Annotated in this window: 13 protein-coding genes; 6 read left to right on the plus strand and 7 right to left on the minus strand. The window is 66.3% G+C overall.

From position 1 onward, the window contains the following. Positions 1–239: 239 nt before the first annotated feature. On the plus strand, positions 240–1,415 hold the full coding sequence (locus tag AC5Y5O_RS11415; RefSeq protein WP_096287702.1) for a cytochrome P450: 1,176 nt from the start codon (positions 240–242) through the stop codon (positions 1,413–1,415). A 42-nt stretch (positions 1,416–1,457) separates the two neighbouring features. On the opposite strand, the gene eccCa is transcribed toward AC5Y5O_RS11415, so the two are convergent. Next, on the minus strand, positions 1,458–5,630 hold the full coding sequence (gene eccCa, locus AC5Y5O_RS11420) for a type VII secretion protein EccCa (RefSeq protein ID WP_096287700.1): 4,173 nt from the start codon (positions 5,628–5,630) through the stop codon (positions 1,458–1,460). Continuing rightward, a complete protein-coding gene (gene eccB / locus AC5Y5O_RS11425; protein ID WP_096287698.1) occupies positions 5,627–7,147 on the minus strand; it encodes a type VII secretion protein EccB in 1,521 nt (506 codons plus the stop codon). Before eccB ends, eccCa begins: the two co-directional genes overlap by 4 nt. A gap of 353 nt (positions 7,148–7,500) precedes the next feature. Between eccB and malQ the strand changes: the two genes are divergently transcribed. Genes malQ through AC5Y5O_RS11440 form a run of 3 tightly spaced genes read left to right on the plus strand, consistent with a single transcriptional unit; the run spans position 7,501 to position 10,480 of the window. Continuing rightward, complete coding sequence (gene malQ, locus AC5Y5O_RS11430; protein ID WP_096291138.1) at positions 7,501–9,642, plus strand: 4-alpha-glucanotransferase; 2,142 nt, start codon at positions 7,501–7,503, stop codon at positions 9,640–9,642. Between the two features lie 26 nt (positions 9,643–9,668). Continuing rightward, positions 9,669–10,139 (plus strand): nuclear transport factor 2 family protein, encoded by a 471-nt coding sequence (locus AC5Y5O_RS11435; protein WP_096287696.1) that lies wholly within the window; start codon positions 9,669–9,671, stop codon positions 10,137–10,139. Beyond that, on the plus strand, positions 10,136–10,480 hold the full coding sequence (locus AC5Y5O_RS11440) for a LapA family protein (protein ID WP_243394029.1): 345 nt from the start codon (positions 10,136–10,138) through the stop codon (positions 10,478–10,480). The genes AC5Y5O_RS11435 and AC5Y5O_RS11440 overlap by 4 nt, the downstream gene beginning before the upstream one ends. Positions 10,481–10,489: 9 nt before the next feature. Here AC5Y5O_RS11440 and AC5Y5O_RS11445 read toward each other — a convergent pair whose 3' ends face one another. Together AC5Y5O_RS11445 and AC5Y5O_RS11450 are read right to left on the minus strand one after the other, a co-directional pair. Continuing rightward, positions 10,490–10,918 (minus strand): type II toxin-antitoxin system Rv0910 family toxin, encoded by a 429-nt coding sequence (locus AC5Y5O_RS11445; RefSeq protein ID WP_096287694.1) that lies wholly within the window; start codon positions 10,916–10,918, stop codon positions 10,490–10,492. Positions 10,919–11,043: 125 nt separating this feature from the next. Further along, positions 11,044–11,601, minus strand: a complete 558-nt coding sequence (locus AC5Y5O_RS11450; RefSeq protein WP_090602139.1) for a hypothetical protein — start codon at positions 11,599–11,601, stop codon at positions 11,044–11,046. A gap of 178 nt (positions 11,602–11,779) precedes the next feature. On the opposite strand from AC5Y5O_RS11450, the gene AC5Y5O_RS11455 reads away from it, so the two are divergent. Then, positions 11,780–13,576, plus strand: coding sequence for a DUF4407 domain-containing protein (locus tag AC5Y5O_RS11455; RefSeq protein WP_500025215.1), 1,797 nt, complete (start codon positions 11,780–11,782; stop codon positions 13,574–13,576). 7 nt (positions 13,577–13,583) lie between these two features. On the opposite strand, the gene AC5Y5O_RS11460 is transcribed toward AC5Y5O_RS11455, so the two are convergent. Continuing rightward, positions 13,584–14,798 (minus strand): cytochrome P450, encoded by a 1,215-nt coding sequence (locus tag AC5Y5O_RS11460; protein ID WP_500025218.1) that lies wholly within the window; start codon positions 14,796–14,798, stop codon positions 13,584–13,586. A gap of 192 nt (positions 14,799–14,990) precedes the next feature. Here AC5Y5O_RS11460 and AC5Y5O_RS11465 point away from each other — a divergent pair, with 192 nt between their 5' ends. Further along, positions 14,991–15,539 carry a TetR/AcrR family transcriptional regulator gene (locus tag AC5Y5O_RS11465; protein ID WP_096287690.1) on the plus strand — a complete coding sequence of 183 codons (549 nt, stop codon included), beginning with the start codon at positions 14,991–14,993 and terminating at the stop codon, positions 15,537–15,539. Between the two features lie 6 nt (positions 15,540–15,545). Here the strand turns inward: AC5Y5O_RS11465 and AC5Y5O_RS11470 are convergent, their stop codons facing one another. Together AC5Y5O_RS11470 and AC5Y5O_RS11475 are read right to left on the minus strand one after the other, a co-directional pair. After that, positions 15,546–16,361, minus strand: a complete 816-nt coding sequence (locus tag AC5Y5O_RS11470) for a DAPG hydrolase family protein (protein ID WP_096287688.1) — start codon at positions 16,359–16,361, stop codon at positions 15,546–15,548. Further along, entirely contained in the window at positions 16,361–17,701 is a 1,341-nt protein-coding gene (locus AC5Y5O_RS11475) for an FAD-binding oxidoreductase (protein ID WP_096287686.1), read from the minus strand. The genes AC5Y5O_RS11470 and AC5Y5O_RS11475 overlap by 1 nt, the downstream gene beginning before the upstream one ends. Positions 17,702–17,737 lie beyond the last annotated feature (36 nt).

The raw sequence follows: 17,737 nt of genomic DNA on the forward strand, positions 1-17,737 counted from the left end.
GGATCGCGCCAGATCGGATTTGACGAATCGATAGGTAAATCGACCGCTTTCGAATTCTAGAAGATGCTGACACGCTCGAGGTCGGCCAGTTCCGCGGCCCACCAGCCGGATTGGAGCATGTGCGACACACGTGCGATATTGATGTGCCGCCGAAAACGGCGACGGCGTCGTTCCAGGCGCGGCCTGGCCGAGCCGGGCACCAGGAACGAAATAGCTGACAACAAGCGGAGATAGAGCGCATGAGCATCTCTGGCGATTACGAGCCAGGCGACTTCTACCTACCGCGGCTCGAATACGCCAAATTGCCCATGGCCCTCGACCGTGGTGTCGGATGGAAGGTGCTCCGGGACGCGGGCCCGGTCGTCTTCATGAACGGCTTCTACTACATAACCCGGCGCGACGACGTACTGGCCGCGCTGCGAAATCCCAAGGTCTTCTCGTCGCGGCTCGCGCTGCAGCCTCCCGGCTACCCGTTGCCGGTGGTGCCGTTGGCATTCGACCCGCCCGAGCACACCCGATACCGCAAAATCCTGCAGCCGTACTTCAGCCCGCACGCCCTGAGCAAGTCACGGCCGGTGCTCGAGCGGCACGCCGCCGAGATGATCGCGGAGTTCGCCGGCCGCGGCAACTGCGAGGTGATGGCGGATTTCGCGAACCTGTATCCGTTCCAAGTGTTCCTTGACCTCTATGGTCTCCCGCTGGAAGACCGCGACCTGCTGATCGGCTGGAAAGACGCCCTGATCGCGGACAACCCCTACCTGAGCCAGGAGGACCTCAACAAGGGCCACCTGCTGCTGAACTATCTGACCGACGTGATCGCCCAACGCCGGCAGAACCCGGGCACCGACATGCTGTCCCAGGTCATGACGGGCGACGGCGACTTCACCGATCTCGAACTGCTGGGAATGAGCCATCTGTTGATCCTGGCCGGCTTGGACACGGTGACTGCGGCGATCGGATACGCCATCTACGAACTGGCGCGCAGACCGCAGCTACGCGACATGCTTCGCGACAACCCAAGGCAGACAAGGGTTTTCATTGAAGAGATCGTCAGGCTCGAGCCGTCGGCGCCGGTCGCTCCCCGAGTCACCACGGAGTTCGTCGAAATCGGCGGCATGACGCTTCCCCCCGGCACTTCGGTGCGGTTGTGCATGGCGGCGATCAATCGCGATGGCACCGACTCGGTTTCGACCGACGACATCGTGATGGACGGAAAGGTGCACCGGCACTGGGGATTCGGCGGTGGACCGCACCGCTGCCTGGGCTCTCATCTGGCGCGCATCGAGCTGACCGTGATCGTCGCCGAGTGGCTCAAACAGATCCCCGACTTCGACGTGCCCCCGGACTACACGCCCGAAATCAGGTTTCCGTCAAAGACATTCGCGCTCAAAGCATTGCCGCTGAGTTGGGACTGACCGCGGTCGACCCGCGGCAATCCCAACTCAGCGGCTGCTGCCCTACTTGTTGACCTCGGTTGCCGCCACCTGGACGAACACACCGGTGTCCTCGGCCATCAGCAGGCCTCGACCACGGGGCAGCGGGCCGCCCTTCATCTTGCCGCGGATGAAGCCTTCGTCCGGGTCGGCGTCCATCACCAACAGCGGCGTGTTCGCCTGGTGCAGAGCCCGCAGAATCGGGTCGCTGCCCGCCGACGACCAACCACCGAACGTCCGGGTGACCAGGACATGCAGGCCGACGTCGGCGGCCCGGGTCACCCACGGAGCGATCTGGTGCAGCGGCGAATCGAAGCCCGGCGGCAGCTGCTGGACGTCGTCGACGATCAGGAAGATCTCCGGACCGCTCCACCACGACCGCGACAACAACTCCTGGGCGGATAGCCCCGGCGGAGGCTGGCGAGCGGCCAGGACCGCGGCCAGCTCGCCCACCAGCGCCTGCACACCGTCGAGGTTGTAGGCGAACTTCTCCACATACTCGGTGCCCAGGACCGTCAGCAGCTGACGACGCGGGTCGACCAGCCAGACCTGCGCCGAGGGCTTGCCCTCCGGGGGCGTCGGTGCGGTGCTCGAGCCCGGGGCATACAGCCGGCCGATCTCGGACATGATCGTGGCCAGCGTCGTGGTACGCCCACATTCGCGTCGGCCCGTCACCATCAAGTGCGCGTTCTCGTTGAAGTTCAGGTAGACCGGCGCCAGGTCCAATTCGGAGATGGCCCAAGCGATTCCGCCGACGCCAACACCCTGGCGGTGGTCGCGGGCAGCCAGCTCCCGCACCTGCTCCACGCCGAACCGCGCCGGCAGACGGCGCACCGGCGGCGCCTGGCCGCTCGCGAGCCTGCTGACGGCCGCGACGACGCTGTCGGACTCGAAGATCTTGTCGGGGGTGTTGGCCAGCGCGGGCCGGGCCACCAACGTGTGCAGGCCCGCTTGCGGGTCGCTGTCGAGTCGGACGTAGTTGACGGCGACCATGCCGCGCCCGGGCTTGACCGGGACGTCCTTGGCGAAGCGGGACCGCACCAGCTTGGCGTCTTCGACCGCGGCCAGGCGCAGCTCGACGCGGGACCCGAACCCGCTACGCACCGGCGGCCGCAGCTCGGATTCGCGATCGGCGGTGACCACAACGTGCACGCCGAACGAGGGGCCCTGGTTGATGATCTGGTTCACCTGCTCGATCAGGACCTCGTTCTCCTCGGCCAGCGCCCGGTAGTTGTCGATCACCAGGTAGACGTCGCCGAAGCCGTCGTTGGGCACCGGCCCGGCCTCGCCACCGAACTTGCGGCGCCGGAACACGTCCATCGACGCGATCCCGTACTCGAGGAAGCTGCGCTTGCGTTCGCGCACCAGGGCCAACAGTTCGGCCACCGTCCGGCGCACACCGTAAGGGTCGGTCGGGCCGGCCACCTCACCCACGTGCGGCAGGCGCGCGACCGTGGTCAGCGCGGTACTGCTGTAGGCCAGGCAGTAGAACTGGATCTGCTCGGGGGTGTGGGTCAGCGCGGCCGAGCAGATCAGCGTCTGCAGGGCCGTGGTCTTGCCCGCACCACCGGCGCCCAGGATCAGCACGTTGGCGCCCGGCCCGGAGGTGTCCACCGTCCACGGCGGCTGGTCGTGCTTGAACGGCCGGTCGATGATCCCGATCGGGAACACCAGGTCCTTCGACGAGCCGTAGTCCTGGTCCCAGGGGTGGCCGAGGAACCGGTTGACCAATTCGTCGATCGCGACGGGCTGGGTCAGCGGCGGCTGCCACAACCGGTAAGGCTCGAAGTCGATCTTGCGGAGCTGGTTGATGATCTCCGTGCCGACCTTCGGCGTCCTGATGCCTTCGTTGTCGTCGTCTTCGCTCTCGGCGCCGTCGACCTCGAGCACCTCGCCGTTGCCCAGAATCGGCGACGGCTCGATGTCCGGCCCGGCCTCGGTGACCTCGAGCGGGGTGAACGAGTTGGTAAACAGCTGCGGGCGAATGTAATCGATACTGTGCACCAGCACCGGCGCGTCGTCGCCGTCGATGGTGATCCCGCGGGAGTAGTAGTCACGCCACAGGAACTCCGCCTGGAACCGGACGATGTCCTCGAGGCTGCGACGGAAGTAACCCAGACCGGCTTGCGCGGGCAGGTTTACGGCGTTGGGCACACCAGCGGCCTGCGCCGCACCGGCGGTACGCGCTTTCAGCACCAACCGGTAACCCATGTTCTCCATGAGCTTTTCGGCGCGGCTCTCGATCGTCTGCGAAGCCATCATCAGGTGGATCCAGTAGGCGCGTCCCTGCCGGCCGATCGAGTCGAGGACGTCGACCGCGGTCGGCATGATGCGGAACCACTCGTAGAACTCGTCGATAACCACCACGAGCATCGGCAGCGGCGGCATGTCCTGACCGCGGGCGCGCATCCTGGACCGCACCGAGTTGTATTCCTTGGCGTCGTCGACCCCGGCGTTGTCGCACACCGCCTTGCGGCGGGCGATCTCACCCCACAGCGCGTCGAGGAAGCGCTCCATCAGCGCCTGGTCTTCCTCGAGGTCGGTGATGATCCGCGAAACATGCGGCACCCCGGCGAACGGCTTAACCGCCGATCCACCCTTGAGGTCGGCCAAGACGAACTGCAGCTCCTCGGGCGGGTGGGCGAGCATCAGCGACTCGATCACGGTGCGCACCAGTGTCGACTTACCGGAACCCGTCGTTCCGGACATGACGCCGTGGGGGCCGTCGCCGCCTTCGTCCAGTGATTTCATGTCCAGGAACAGCAGCTCGCCGTTGTCGGAGCGGTTACCGAACGGCACCCGCAACCGCGAGCGGCCCATCGTGTCGGTGCGGGCACCCCACAACGCGTCGAAGTCGATGTCACCGGGATCGTCAACCCCGTAGTAGGCGAGGATGTCCCGCGCGCCGATGTGCGCTACCCGTTGGCCGATCTCCTCGTAGGCCTCCGCGAGGCGCCAGTGCGCCAGCTTCTGACTGAACTCCTCAGCCTCAGCGGAGCTGATCTGGTCGGTCAGGGCGAAGAACCACGGCTTGTCGTCGATCACCATCCAGGTGTCGCGGTCCCGGGGCAGCGCCTCGATCACGCCCTTGTCGTCGAACCGCAGCGTCCGCTCCGGAACCGACGTCCACATCGAAGAACCGGTCAGGTCGAAGAAGGTGACGCCGTCGACACCTTCGGCGCTGATCACGTATTCCCATTGCGGGTCAACGACATCGGCGATGATCACCGTGTGCGGCGTCGGCGTCTGGGCCGACGAGCTGGCGTGGCGAGGCGTGAACGATCCACGGCCGGCGAACAATTCGGCTTGCTCGGCGGCGAACTCGCGCACCGAGCTGTAGACCATCCGGGCGTTACCCGCCGCGTCCTGGCGCCGCGAATCGCCGAAGTGCGGCAGCCACTTGACCCAATCCCATTCGTCCAGGTCCGAACTGACCACGACCATTTGCACGTGGTCGGGGCCATGGGAGAACGCCAGCTGACAGACGATCGCACGCATCAATCCCAATACCTGCGGGCGCTCACCGATCAGCGCGTACCACGGTTCCACGAGCAGCGAAACCATCTTGGGCAGGTTGTATACGACGCTTTGATAGCGACCGAATTCCTGAAGTGCCTTACCGGTAACGGGCTCCAGCTCGATATCGGTCGGCATGTTCTGGGGCTCACCCCAGGTCACCTCGGGGCGCGTCATACCCACGCCGACGCGGACCACACCGAAGTTGAGGTCCTTGCCGTCAGGCTTGCGCTCCCACATCCGCGGGGATCCCACCGCCGCCGACAGCGTGTCGGGAGCCGGGTGGAACCAGCGGTAGTTGGCGTCCATGCTGTCGGCCGACTCGTGCGCGGTCTCACGCAGCATGTCCAGCATCAGCATGAACTGGGCGCGCATCGAGTCGAGCTTCGGGCGGCTCATCTGCTGCTGGCCGCCGAACCGGCCGCCGAACATCATCATCGCCACACCGCCGATCATGAAGATCGGGAAAATCGCGCCGGCGCCACCGAATACGCGAGAGCCGCTGCTGAACACCATGGCGACCATGCCGATCATCAGGCCGATCACCAGAACGCCGACCACAACCAACCACACCGGCTTGCCCTCGGGCGGCGGAATGCTCAGCGGTGTCGGCAGGACGATGTTTTCCGGCTTGATGACCGGAGGCTTCTCCGGCGTCGGCCGGGCGAATCCACGCTTCACTTCGGTACCACCAACTCTGCAGGGGACATATCCATCGGGAGGGTGTCGTGCTCCACCAGCGCATCAGCCCGCGACAGCGTCGGGCCCTGCGGAAGGAGCCGGAGCGCGACCCACGGCGCCAGGCTCGGGTTGGTTTGCAAACCCAACGCCTCGCGCACTTCGCGGGTGTCGTCGACACCGAATCGGGCGCCGGCATCCGTCACCCACCATAGCGATTCGGTGGTTTTAGCACCCGGATCGTTGCCGGTCACGGCGACGAAGTTGGCGAAGTTAGGACCGAAGTAGACCTGGTCGGCGGTGCGGCCGGTGGTGTCCGACTTCACCAGCGAGACAATCTTTTTCGTCTCGGACTGCGACACCGGGATGGTGGGTCCGGAGATGACCTGGATGCGGGCCCGGTTCTCTCCGCTGGTCTTCTCCCACCACCAGCAGGTCGCCGGGTTCTCCCGCAAATCCGTGACATTCAGCGGGTTGTCCGGGTACGACGACAGGTCAAGCTTGTTGACCACCGGCATCTTGGCCAACGCCGCCGGCTCCACGGTCACCGGCTTGCTGTTGTTGGCACCGCCGGCGTTCTGCATGATCTGCGCGACCAACGGCGGCAGCGTCTGCACACCTTCGGGCAAGACCAGCGAATACTGTTGGGGCCCACTGATTTGCGGCGTGACGAGGATCGTTCCCACCGGGCCGGGGGCGTTGGGGAAGGTCGCCGCACTGCCCGCGTTCTGCACCTCGGGCACCGTCAACTCGGGGCCCACCGGCAACGCGTCGAACAAGGCGCGGCTCATCGGCTTTGCCATGCTGATCTGTTCCGGGGTCAAGCCGAGCGGCAACAGCACGGAGCGGTTGGCCGCGTCGATCCGCGATCGGCGTCCTTCCCGGATTACCCAGGTGTCGCCGTTGTAGCTCAGCACCACGGCGTCCGAGCCGTTCAATACGTGGCGGCGGTTACTGAGATCGGGCGTGCCGTCGATCACCGTCACGGTCACACCCGAGGGCGCACCGACGCCGGTCGAACCGGCGACGGTGTCGCAGATCAGCCACGACGACAGGGACGGGGTCTTGGGGCCGAAGGTCGACGGCGCACCGGGGATGCCCACCATCGGGCCACGCGGGACGTTGGCGATCTGGCTGGAGCGCACGAGGTGCGGGTTGTCGGGGCGTCCGGTGATCAACCTGGCCGAGGCCAGGTTCAGTGCCGGGTACAGCTTGTCGCCGACCCGGACGTAAAGCGCACCGGAGTCGCGGTCGGCGATGATCGGCGAATCCCCCACCTGACCGGCCGGGCTGATGAAGGAGTACAACAGCGCGCCCAGGCAGATCACCACCGCTGCGGAGACCGACGCCACGATGGCCAAGGTCTGGCGCCGTCCCGGCTCGACCTCCATCCGGACCCGCCAGCGGGTCAGTGCCATCGAGGTGCGCCGAGCAAGGAACTGATAGCCGGTCACCTGGGTGCGCGTCGATAGCCCGAGGCCGTACCCCGAGCCGCGCTGCCCGCGACTCTCTTCCGCCACTAATTCACCATCCGGTCTGTTAGAACGCCTGGACAACGTCCAGCACGCGAATCACATCGATAACCGTAAGCCACCCGCAATGACCTCGCCATGTAGCGCAATGTGGCGTTCACTTCAAAGCCTCGTCACGTCCATCAATCCGGCCGGCGTCAATCGGCATCGCCAACTCGCTCAGCGCCGGCAAACGCCGCTGAGCTGGCAGTTTCCCTGTTCCCCACTGGATCCCCCGGCCGGACTGCTCGTCTCTCCATTGGGATCGTAGCCGCGGACGGCCAACCCGTCCTGTCGAGCAAGCGCTGTCATTCGCCCGGCTCGCATCGTGCCGGGCGGCGTTTGGCAGCAAGATGAGCGGCATGACTGAGCTGGCACCTTCGTTGGTCGAACTGGCCGGGAGATTCGGCATTTCCACGTGGTACGAGGACTGGGCGGGCCGCCAGGCTCAGATATCGGAGCACACGCTGATCGCCGTGCTCGCGGCTCTCGGCGTCGAGGCCGGCACCGAGCAGGATCGCAACGCGGCCCTGGCCAACCAGCTGCGCACCTATTGGTCGCGTCAACTGCCGGCGACCATCGTCGCCCGCACCGGCGCCCCGACGCGGTTCTGGGTGCACGTGACCCATGGCGATCCCGCCGAAGTCTTGTTGCGGCTCGAGGACGGGACCGTGCACGGCGGCGTGCAGCAGGTCGACAACTTCACGCCGCCGTTCAATCTGGACGGGCGATGGGTCGGCGAAGCGAGCTTTGTGCTGCCGACGGATCTGCCACTGGGCTACCACCGTTTGCATCTGCGATCCAGAGGTATCGAAACCAGCGCCGCGCTGATCGTGACGCCCGACTGGCTCGGCCTACCGGAGCAACTCGGCGCGCGTCGGGCCTGGGGCCTGGCCGCCCAGCTCTACAGCGTGCGGTCCGAACAGTCGTGGGGCGTCGGCGACCTCACCGACCTGACCGACCTGGCCGTCTGGTCGGCGTCGCGGCACGGGGCCGACTACCTGTTGGTCAACCCGCTGCACGCGGCCACCCCGACGATCCCGATGGAGCCTTCTCCGTATCTTCCGACGTCACGCCGCTTCTTCAACCCGCTTTATATTCGCGTCGAGTCCATCCCCGAATTCGCCGACCTGGCCAAGCGTGGCCGGTTGCGTCGGCTTCGCGACGAGGTCCAACAGCACGCCGCCCGGCTCGATTCCATTGACCGTGACAAGGCATGGAAGGCCAAGCGGGAGGCGCTGAAGCTGATTTACCGGATACCGCGGTCCGCGGGACGGGAGCTGGCCTATGCCGCCTTCTGCGAGCGTGAAGGCGGCGCGCTCAACGACTTCGCCGTCTGGTGCGCGCTGGCCGAAAAATACGGCGGCGACTGGCATTGCTGGCCGGAATTCCTGCAGCATCCGACCGCGATCGGCGTCGCCCGGTTCGCCGAAAAACATGCGGAGGCGGTCGATTTCCACCGCTGGCTGCAATGGCAGATCGACGAACAACTCGCCGCGGCACAGTCGCAGGCGGTGCGGGCCGGCATGTCGTTGGGCATCATGCACGACCTGGCGGTCGGCGTGCACCCGAACGGGGCCGACGCCTGGGCTCTGCAAGATGTGCTGGCGCTGGGGGTGACAGCGGGCGCGCCGCCCGACGAATTCAATCAGCTCGGCCAGGATTGGTCGCAGCCGCCATGGCGCCCCGACCGACTGGAAGAGCAGGAGTACCGGCCGTTCCGCGCGCTGATCCAGGCGGTGTTGCGGCATGCCGGCGGTGTCCGGATCGACCACATCATCGGGTTGTTCCGGCTGTGGTGGATCCCCGAGGGCGCACCGCCGAATGAAGGCACCTATGTGCGCTACGACCACGAGGCGATGGTCGGCATCGTCGCATTGGAGGCGCACCGCGCCGGTGCCCTGGTGGTCGGCGAGGACCTCGGCACCGTCGAGCCGTGGGTCCGCGACTACCTCTTACTCCGGGGACTGCTGGGCACCTCGATTCTCTGGTTCGAGCTGGACCGCGACGGGACCGGCGGTCCGCTGCCGGCCGAACGCTGGCGCGAGTACTGCCTGTCGTCGGTCACCACCCACGATCTGCCGCCGACCGCCGGTTACCTGGTCGGCGACCATGTCCGGCTGCGCGAGTCGCTGGGATTGCTGACCCGACCCGTGGCCGAGGAATTGGAGTCCGATCGCGCGGAGTTGGCGGCCTGGATGGCCGAGCTGCGCCGGGTGGGGCTGCTCGGCGAGCACGATGACGAGCCCGAGCAGATCGTGCTGGCCCTCTACCGCTACCTGGGCCGGACGCCGTCTCGGTTGTTGGGCGTGGCGCTGACCGACGCGGTCGGTGATCGCCGCACCCAGAATCAGCCCGGTACCACCGATGAGTACCCAAACTGGCGGGTTCCGCTGACGGGCCCCGACGGTAAGCCGGTGATGCTCGAGGACGTATTCACCAGTCGCCGGGTCGCTACGCTGGTCGATGCGGTGCGCACCGCGCTGGCACCGCCGACCATCTGACCGCGCGCCTGTTAGCTTCGGGTGCCATGACGCTCTCCGCGAACGATCGATCCGCACTCAGCGATGTGGTACACCGCTATGCGGCCGGGGTTGACGATCGTCAATTCGATTCCGTGGCAGCACTTTTCGCGATAGACGCCGAGCTGATGGTGCCTGGGCCGCCGGCCACGTTGACGCCGCTTCATGCGCATCGGGGCCGGCCGGCCATTAGGCAGGCCGTTGCCGCGGTGGCCGCGGTGGCCCGTACCGAACACGCGATCGTCGGCGAGGTGTACGACGACGGGCCGCGTCCTGGCACTGCGCGCGGCCGGATCGCGTGCGTCGCCCATCATTGGACTCGGCGCGGCGATGAGGTATTCGACGCGGCTTGGCATTTGCGCTACGACGACGAGTACGAGTCGACGGACTCGGGGTGGCGGATCACGCGCCGACTGCTGACCGTCAATGCGATCGAGACGCGGCCGGTGCGTCGATTGCTGTCGTGGGATCCGGAATGAACGCGCTCACCGGCGGTCCGGGCGCCGAAGCCGTTTGGCCACGCGGGGTTTCGGGTAGCCGCGTCTGCATGGACCACAACAGCCACAGCTCGATTGACGAGGTTCGCTCTGGACCGCCGCAGCAATCCGTGCGGACGCCGGGCATGCTCGTTGTCGGGGCCGCGGTAATCGCACTGGTGGTATCCGTCACCGGATTTGCGTTGGGCGAGATCGGCATTGGTCTCTCGGCGGCCATTGCCGGACTGATGGCATTGGGCGTCGGGCTGGATTGGCTTGCCATGGACGGCAGGCGAATCCGCCAGGCGGAACGGGAATGGCTCGGAAGCCACCCCGCGCGGTGACGCCCGCGGCTACTGCAGCGCGGCCAGGTTTTCTACCGACGTGCGCACATCGGTGCGCAGCACGCGCGCCACAACCTTGCCGACCGGCCCGCTGAGCACCCCGCCGCCGATGTCGGCGTTCAAGTGAAAGACGGACCCCGGTTGAGTGTCGGTGACGTCCATCGCCACGGTGATCCGAATCCCACCCCGACCGCGGCCTTGCAGCTCAATCGATTTGGGTTCGTCGTAGCGGGTCACCGTCCAGTGCACGACGTTGCGGAATCCTTTGACCTTGATGCACGACGAGACTTTGGTGCCCTGCTCGATCGTCGACGGCATTTCACCGCGCCAGCCACCGAAGATGGTCATCCATTCCTCGAATCGACCCAGATCGGACGCCAGTTTCCAAGCGGCACTGGGGTCCAGATCCGACGTCGTCGAAACATCTACTTGCGCCAAAGTTTGTCGCTCCTCTTGAACCGTCCCGAGCGTTCAGTCGAGGTTCTACATACCCGCGCCGAGGGAACCGCAAAACGCGCGTTGCGTCACCGTCTCGGCCGGCCGGCAATTTGCCGGCGCATGCACTACGGCCAGGCCTCGTTCAACTTCTCTTCGACGTCGATGACCTGCGCGGCCTGCGAGTGGGGCGCATCGATCTCGTCGGCGACGTATTGGGCGATGAATCGGCGAATCTCACCGTCCACACCGGCCAGGATGCGCAGTATCTCGCCGCGGAACGACTTCGACGACACATTGACGGTGATATCGGAGGGTCGCGGCTTCGCGACGTCGACGATCAGGATCAGCGGCTCGGCCGCGCGTGCGGTCGCGCGCAACGCGATGTCACCGGAGACCTGAAAACGCTGCTTGTCGAGCCGCAGATCCAGCAGCAGATCAATCGAGAGCGGAATGTGAACGACGAAGGTGATGCTGTCCCCCAAGCGTCGCGTGACCCGCGGGTCTTGGATCTTGACGTTGGCGCTGACCTTGGCAATCCCGCCGGGTCCCTGGGCAATCGGCTCCATCGCGAATTCGTTGCCGGCGATGTCGGCGAATGCGGCGGCGACACGCTCGGGCGTGACGGCGACCTCGAAGAATCTGCGTCCGAATTCTTCGTAGGTGACGTAGTCGTGGTTTTGCATAGGCTTATACCGTCTCACGGCATTTGCCGGAAACTTCGCAGATCTGTCCGCGTCGCAGGAATTTCACCCTTCTCCGCCCCCACGGGATCGCGTTGTGAACAACGCCACACGTCGGCGCTTCGATTCGGTGTGTCGGCCGAGGGCCTGGGACGCTTGACGACGGAGGTGTTGGAGTCTGATGGGCGCCCACGAATCAATTGAGCCGCGCTCAGCCGTCTCCCGGGTCGAGGGGGTACTCGCCTGGCTTGGTGGCGGTCACTGGCGCGAGTTGAGTGAACGCCACGAGCGGTCCACCCACGCCGTCGCCGGCGCAGTGGTGCTGCTCGGAGCTGCGCTGGCCTGGCTGGTCGCGGCCTTGGCGGTCAAGGCGTCGGCACGCTGGCCGCTGATTGCTGTCGTCGCGCTGACCCTGATGTTCGGCCTGCTGGTCGGGGCTGTGACGCGCGGCATCGCCAGCGGCCCGCACCGAGGCTGGCCCGGCATCGCCGGCCGGGTGGTCGTTGCGGTGACGGTCGGCGTTGTCGTCGGCGAACTCGCCGCGCTCGTGGTGTTTTCCCGTTCGATCGACCACCATCTCGAGGACCGGGCGCTGCGTAGCGCCGACTCGGCGCCGGCTGTCGCGCAGGCGTCGGAAGCGCTGCAACGCGCCCGTGCGGCGCGCAACGGGCTCGACGACGCGGTCACCCAGGCCCGCAACGGCCAGGACAACGCCCTGGTCGTCGCGCGCTGCGAATACCACCCGAGTCCGGCGTGCCCACAGACCCACATCACCGGCGATCCCGGTGCCGGGCCCGAAACCCGAACGGCCAACCAGATTCTCGCCGATGCGCAGCGTGAGCTGGACAACGCGTTGGCGGCCCGCGAGACCCAGGCGCCCGCATTGGACGCCACGATTTCCCGCGAGGAGCAGGCCGTCAACGACGCCCGCGACCGGGTGCTTGCCGATGCCGGCCCGGGCGGCGTTGGCGTGCGCTGGATCGCGATGAACGAGCTCACCGTCGCGAGCGCCGGGGCGATGGTGTTGCGCTTGGCGACCATCGCGTTTTTCGTGTTGGTCTATTTGCTTCCCCTGATTCTGCGGGTGTGGCGCGGCGAGACCACTCACGATCGCCGCGCAACCGCCCGGGCGGAGCGTGAGCGCGCCGAACTCGACGCGGATACCGCGATCGCGATCAAGCGCGCCGAAGTCCGCCGCGAAGCCGAAATCCTATGGGCCGAGCATCAACTCACTCAGGCTCGGCTGGCCATCGAAGCACAGACCGAGATCGACCGGGAGCAGCAGCGCCGTCGAGTCACCGAAGCCATCGAGGGCCCGCGCCCCGCGCCGCCGGTGCGGACCTTCGAACCGGTGCAGGAAGACATTTACCTGCCGATCGCCGCCGAGGCGGAAGCCGCCAGTCGCGCTACCGCCGAATTGCCCGCCGGCACAGCGGATTCCCATGTCGATCTGACGCCGGCGGTGAAAAATCTGCCGGCGGAGGTCGAACCGGCCGGCGCGGTTGAAGTGCCGGACGAGCCCACCACTTCGGCCATCCCGTCGATCCCCAGGGCCGCGGCGCGCTGGATTCGTCCGCTGGTGCCGCCCTTCGTCGCGCGGGCGATCGACACCACCACGGCACCGCTGCGCACCGCGCGCCACGTGTTCGAAGAGGTCGAGGAGATCACGTTCGCGCTCAGGCGCACTCGCAAAGTCACGTTCGACGCCGAAAGCTCTGGCCCAGGCGAGCCGCGCTCGTCGACGGCCGATACGCAACGTCCCGAGCGGATCGCCTCCGCGCGCGAGCACCACGAGACTGACGACCACCCGGCCCCGCGCGTGAATCAGCACCGTGCACCGGGACTGCGCGTCAAGGACGCCGACGGGCTACCGCTGGCGCCCGCGGACAGCGATCGCACTCCGGAGTTGTCGCAGCGTGAGGGCCCGCGCCAGCTTCGCCCGCCCGAAGGGCCACGCCAACTTCCGCCCGGGAAATAGCCGCGAATCAGCCGACGGCCAGCTCGAGGCGTTCGAGACGACGCACGAGAAGACTGGGCAGCCACTGTCCAACGTCGGCTTGTGCGATCGTCGAGGTCCGATCCAGCAGCAGGCGCAATACGATCGTGGCTTCCAGGCGTGCCAGCGCGGCCCCGACGCAGAAGTGTGCGCCTTTGCCAAAACTGATGTGCCCCTTGGTTTCGGCGCGATCCAGCAGGAACTCCCCGGGCCTGTCGAAGTGGGCCGGGTCGCGGTTGGCCGCACCCCACAGCAGCAACAGGTGCGCGTCTGCGGGCAGCTCGACACCGGCCAGCACGGTGTCGTTTCGCACATGTCGGTAGTGGCCCCGAAACGGCGGCTCGTAGCGCAGTGTCTCCTCGATGAATGCCGGGAGCAGCGCCGGGTTTTCGCGCACCTGTTGCTGGATGTCGGGGCGGTTCGCCAGAATCCAGGCCGCGCTGCCCAGCAGCGACGCGGTCGACTCTCCCCCGGCGGCGAACAAGATCACCATCATCACCTGGGCGGCGAAGGTTTCCAGCTCGCCCGAGGCACAGGCAACGGCAAGCTCGCCCAGCAGGTTGTCCTGGGGATCCGCTGCGGCGAGATCGAACTGCTGGCTGATATAGCCGCCGAGTTCCAAGACCGCGATCCCCGCGGCGGCCAGTTGTTCCTCGCTGACCAGACCTTCCACTGTCTGGGTGGCCGCGTAGCCCCACTTCATCAGCTGCGCGGCATCGGTCGTGGGGACCCCGATCAGCTCTGCCACCACCATCATCGGCAGGCGGTTGGCGACGGCGTCCATCCATTCGATGCGCCCGTCGCGACAGCCCTCGTTCCATAACCGGTCCGCGGTATCGGTCGCGAATTGCTCGATTGCGCGAACTCGCCGGGCCGCCAACTGGCGCACCAGCAGCTTGCGGTGCACGGCGTGGGCGGGATCGTCCGCGGTGGCCAGCACGTGGGTCGCGCCGCCGAGCGGCTCCATCTCGAACGCCTTGATGCCGCCGTCGGGGGTGTAGGTCAACGTCGCGGTCAGGTTCGCCGAAAAGTCCTCGGGCCGGCTGATGGCGTGTTCAACGGCATCCCAGCTGCACACGGCGTAGAACTCGGAATCACCGATCCGGTGCACCGGCCCCGCGCTGCGCATGCGCTCGTACAGCGGGTAGGGATCCTGCAGAGATTCGGCACCGAGGAACGTGTCGGCCTGGGCTATGACTGTCACAGATTCAGCCTGCGAACACCGATATCACCACGTCAACGGTCATGCGAAAAGTTGAAAGCCGCCACGCGGCGCTCCCCGATCGGGCTGTCTCAGCGGTGAACCCGAACCTGCGACTATGGTGAGATAAAGGACTCCATTCGTCTCAGCATGAGATGAAAACGTTTTAAGTTCTCGCGACGAAGGTGGTAATCGATGGCGCGGGACGACTGGCTGGTCGGGGGCGACCGCCGCAAGATCGCGACCGAGCGCATCTATGCCGCCGCCACCGAGATGATCATGCGCGAGGGGCCGGACGGCTTTGACATCGACGCGCTGGCCAAGCGTGTCCATTGTTCGCGGGCCACCATCTACCGTTACGCCGGCGGCAAGGCCGAAATCCGCGATGCGGCCATCACCCGCGCCGCGTCGCGCATCGTCGAGACCGTGCGGCAGACCGTCGAGTCCATGAGTGGTCCGGAGCGGGTCGTCACCGCCATTACCGTGGCGCTCAAGCTGATCCGCGCCGATCCGCTGTATCAGCTGATGATCAGTCCGCTGCGAGCCGGCGATATGGCCTGGCTTACCGGATCACCGCTATTGGCCGGGTTCGCCACCGAGCTGACCGGCCTCACCCACGGCGATGCGCAGGGCGCCCAATGGGTAGTCCGCGTGGTGCTGTCGTTGATGTACTGGCCGGTCGGCGACGACGAGGCCGAGCGCCAGCTGGTCGAGCGTTTCGTCGCGCCCGCCTACGCCGGCTGAACGCGGTTACTCGTCGCCGAACGCCCCATGGAGCTCGGGCAGGAATCCGGCCAGGTGGTTCATCTCCTGCGCGCAATGCACGAGCAGATTCCGGGCGTTGGCTTCCGGGTTGCCCAGTATACGAGATGCGATGGGGCGCAGAGCCATTGAGGCAACCCCGGGAGCGTTGCGCACCGCGATATGCGGTCCGCCCATCCAGAACCGGGACCGCATTTCGGATCCGGTCGGCGTGGACCGGACGTGATGGATGAACCATCCGACATCCACCGGAGCGTCACTGGCGCCCAGCCGGGCGCAGATCGCCACCGCATCCTCGCTGTCGGGCGGACAGTCCATCTCCGCGGGAGCAACGAATTGGATTGCGCCATTGAGCATCGTCGAGCCGATGTACTCGCTGATCAACGACCAGCGGCCGATGTAGCGCTGGGCGCCTCGACGGGCGTCCGCATCGTCCGAGCCGTCCTTCCAGGCCGCGGACAGGTGCGCCCGTGGATGCCACAGCTTGTACCGGCGGGTGTCACTGCCATGCCAGCCGAACCACCAGGACCACATCGCCGGCGTGACACCGGGCATATCGGTGCGTACCGACACCTGATAGCTGCCGTCGTCCAGGACGCCGTAGCCGTTCTCGGTCTGCTGGTAGCCCTCCTCGGCGACGCCCGCGGCGTCTTCGAACGCCGGCATTGCCATCCCCCCTTGCGGACCGTGTTCCAGCGCCTCGACGACATGTGTTGGCAGCGAGGCCATTTCGGGATTGAAGAATTTACCGAACGGTGTGTTCGCGTCCTCGTTGCGGTAGCCGAGGTAAAGATCGCCGGCCATCAGAGTCGTCCCATCCACGCATTGAACAGACCATCCGGGTCGTAGGCCGCTCGTATCTTGTCGAGGCGGGCCATCGCTTCGTCACTGGCGAATCGGGCCGGACGCTGGCCGAGGTTCTCGTCGGCAAGCTGAATGCCCGTGGCCAGATGCGACATCGCGGCCATGTTGGAGCGCGCCCAGTCGCCGTACTTCGCGTCGTCGGACTCGTTCTTCCAAGCCCCGTACAGGGCGAGGTAAACCTCGTCTTCGATGCTGTAGGCCATGTCGGGGCGGGCCGGCGACGGCCCCCAGTTCAGCCACAGGAAGTGCGACGGGTGGTCGGGAATCGTGTCGATGATGTTGTGAATGCCCGGCAGCAGATCCTCGGCGGAGGCCGACGTCCACATGTTGTCGGCGGCGTAGCGGTGGTCGGACAGGTAGTTGCTCATCACGGCGGTGTACCAGGTGGGCATGTCGGTGGCCAGGTAAGGAATTGCGACCAGCGCCTTATCCACAACCGGCACCGTACCGAAGATGGCCAGGGCCTCCTGGGCTTGTTTCTCGGTGTCGGCGAATGCCGGCGACGCGAAGGTGATGGCCGGCGTTTCGATGTTCATGTTGGGGACGCTTCTGCTTGCCACGATTTGCATTTCGACGCGGCGGTCCACCTCGGCGCTGACGTTGCGCGCCCACGTGTATATCTCGTCGGCGAGCTCGATGGGATAGACGTAGACGCTGGTGCCGCAGGCGCCGGGGCGTGGGTACAGCTTCAGGTAGAAGGAGGTGACCACGCCGAAGAAGCCCGGGCCGGCGCCGCGCGCGGCCCAGTACAGATCGGCGTGATTGTCTGCGTCGCAATGGATTTGCTCGCCCTCGGCAGTGATCACATCCAGGCCGATGACGTTCTCACACGCCAGGCCCCAGACCCGGCTGTTCCAGCCGTATCCGCCCTGCAGTAGGTAACCGCCGACGCACACACCCTTGCAGTGTCCGGCGGGAAAGAACAGATTCTGCGCTTCCAGCTCGGCCATCAGGATGCTGCCGCCCTTGCCGGGGCCGACCACGGCGACGCCCTTTTCGGCATCGATACTCGCGTGATTGATCCGGTTGACGTCGACCAGCACGGCGCCGTCGCGCAAGTGATTGGCCGCCCAGCTGTGGCCGCCCGAGCGGATGTTCACCTTGAGCCCGTTGGCCTTGGCATAGCGCAGGGCGCTGACGATGTCGTCGGTGTCGACCGCCGCAACGATCAGCTCCGGGTAGCGCGCGGGGACTCGTTGGTTCCATACCGTGCCGCGGCGAGCATCTTCGTATCCGGCGTCGCTGCGAAAAAAGTGCCGCCCTGCGGGTAGCGAACTCATCTGGAGCTCCTTAGATCCATATTGCGGGTCTTGGTA

This window comes from Mycobacterium sp. NGS40, assembly GCF_059812735.1.

Coding starts and splice junctions, on each gene's coding strand:
- AC5Y5O_RS11440 (WP_243394029.1), top strand. CDS start 10,136: ATGAACGCGCTCACCGGCGGTCCGGGCGCCGAAGCCGTTTGGCCACGC.
- malQ (WP_096291138.1), top strand. CDS start 7,501: ATGACTGAGCTGGCACCTTCGTTGGTCGAACTGGCCGGGAGATTCGGC.
- AC5Y5O_RS11470 (WP_096287688.1), bottom strand. CDS start 16,361: ATGGCCGGCGATCTTTACCTCGGCTACCGCAACGAGGACGCGAACACA.
- AC5Y5O_RS11415 (WP_096287702.1), top strand. CDS start 240: ATGAGCATCTCTGGCGATTACGAGCCAGGCGACTTCTACCTACCGCGG.
- AC5Y5O_RS11435 (WP_096287696.1), top strand. CDS start 9,669: ATGACGCTCTCCGCGAACGATCGATCCGCACTCAGCGATGTGGTACAC.
- AC5Y5O_RS11450 (WP_090602139.1), bottom strand. CDS start 11,601: ATGCAAAACCACGACTACGTCACCTACGAAGAATTCGGACGCAGATTC.
- AC5Y5O_RS11455 (WP_500025215.1), top strand. CDS start 11,780: ATGGGCGCCCACGAATCAATTGAGCCGCGCTCAGCCGTCTCCCGGGTC.
- AC5Y5O_RS11475 (WP_096287686.1), bottom strand. CDS start 17,701: ATGAGTTCGCTACCCGCAGGGCGGCACTTTTTTCGCAGCGACGCCGGA.
- AC5Y5O_RS11465 (WP_096287690.1), top strand. CDS start 14,991: ATGGCGCGGGACGACTGGCTGGTCGGGGGCGACCGCCGCAAGATCGCG.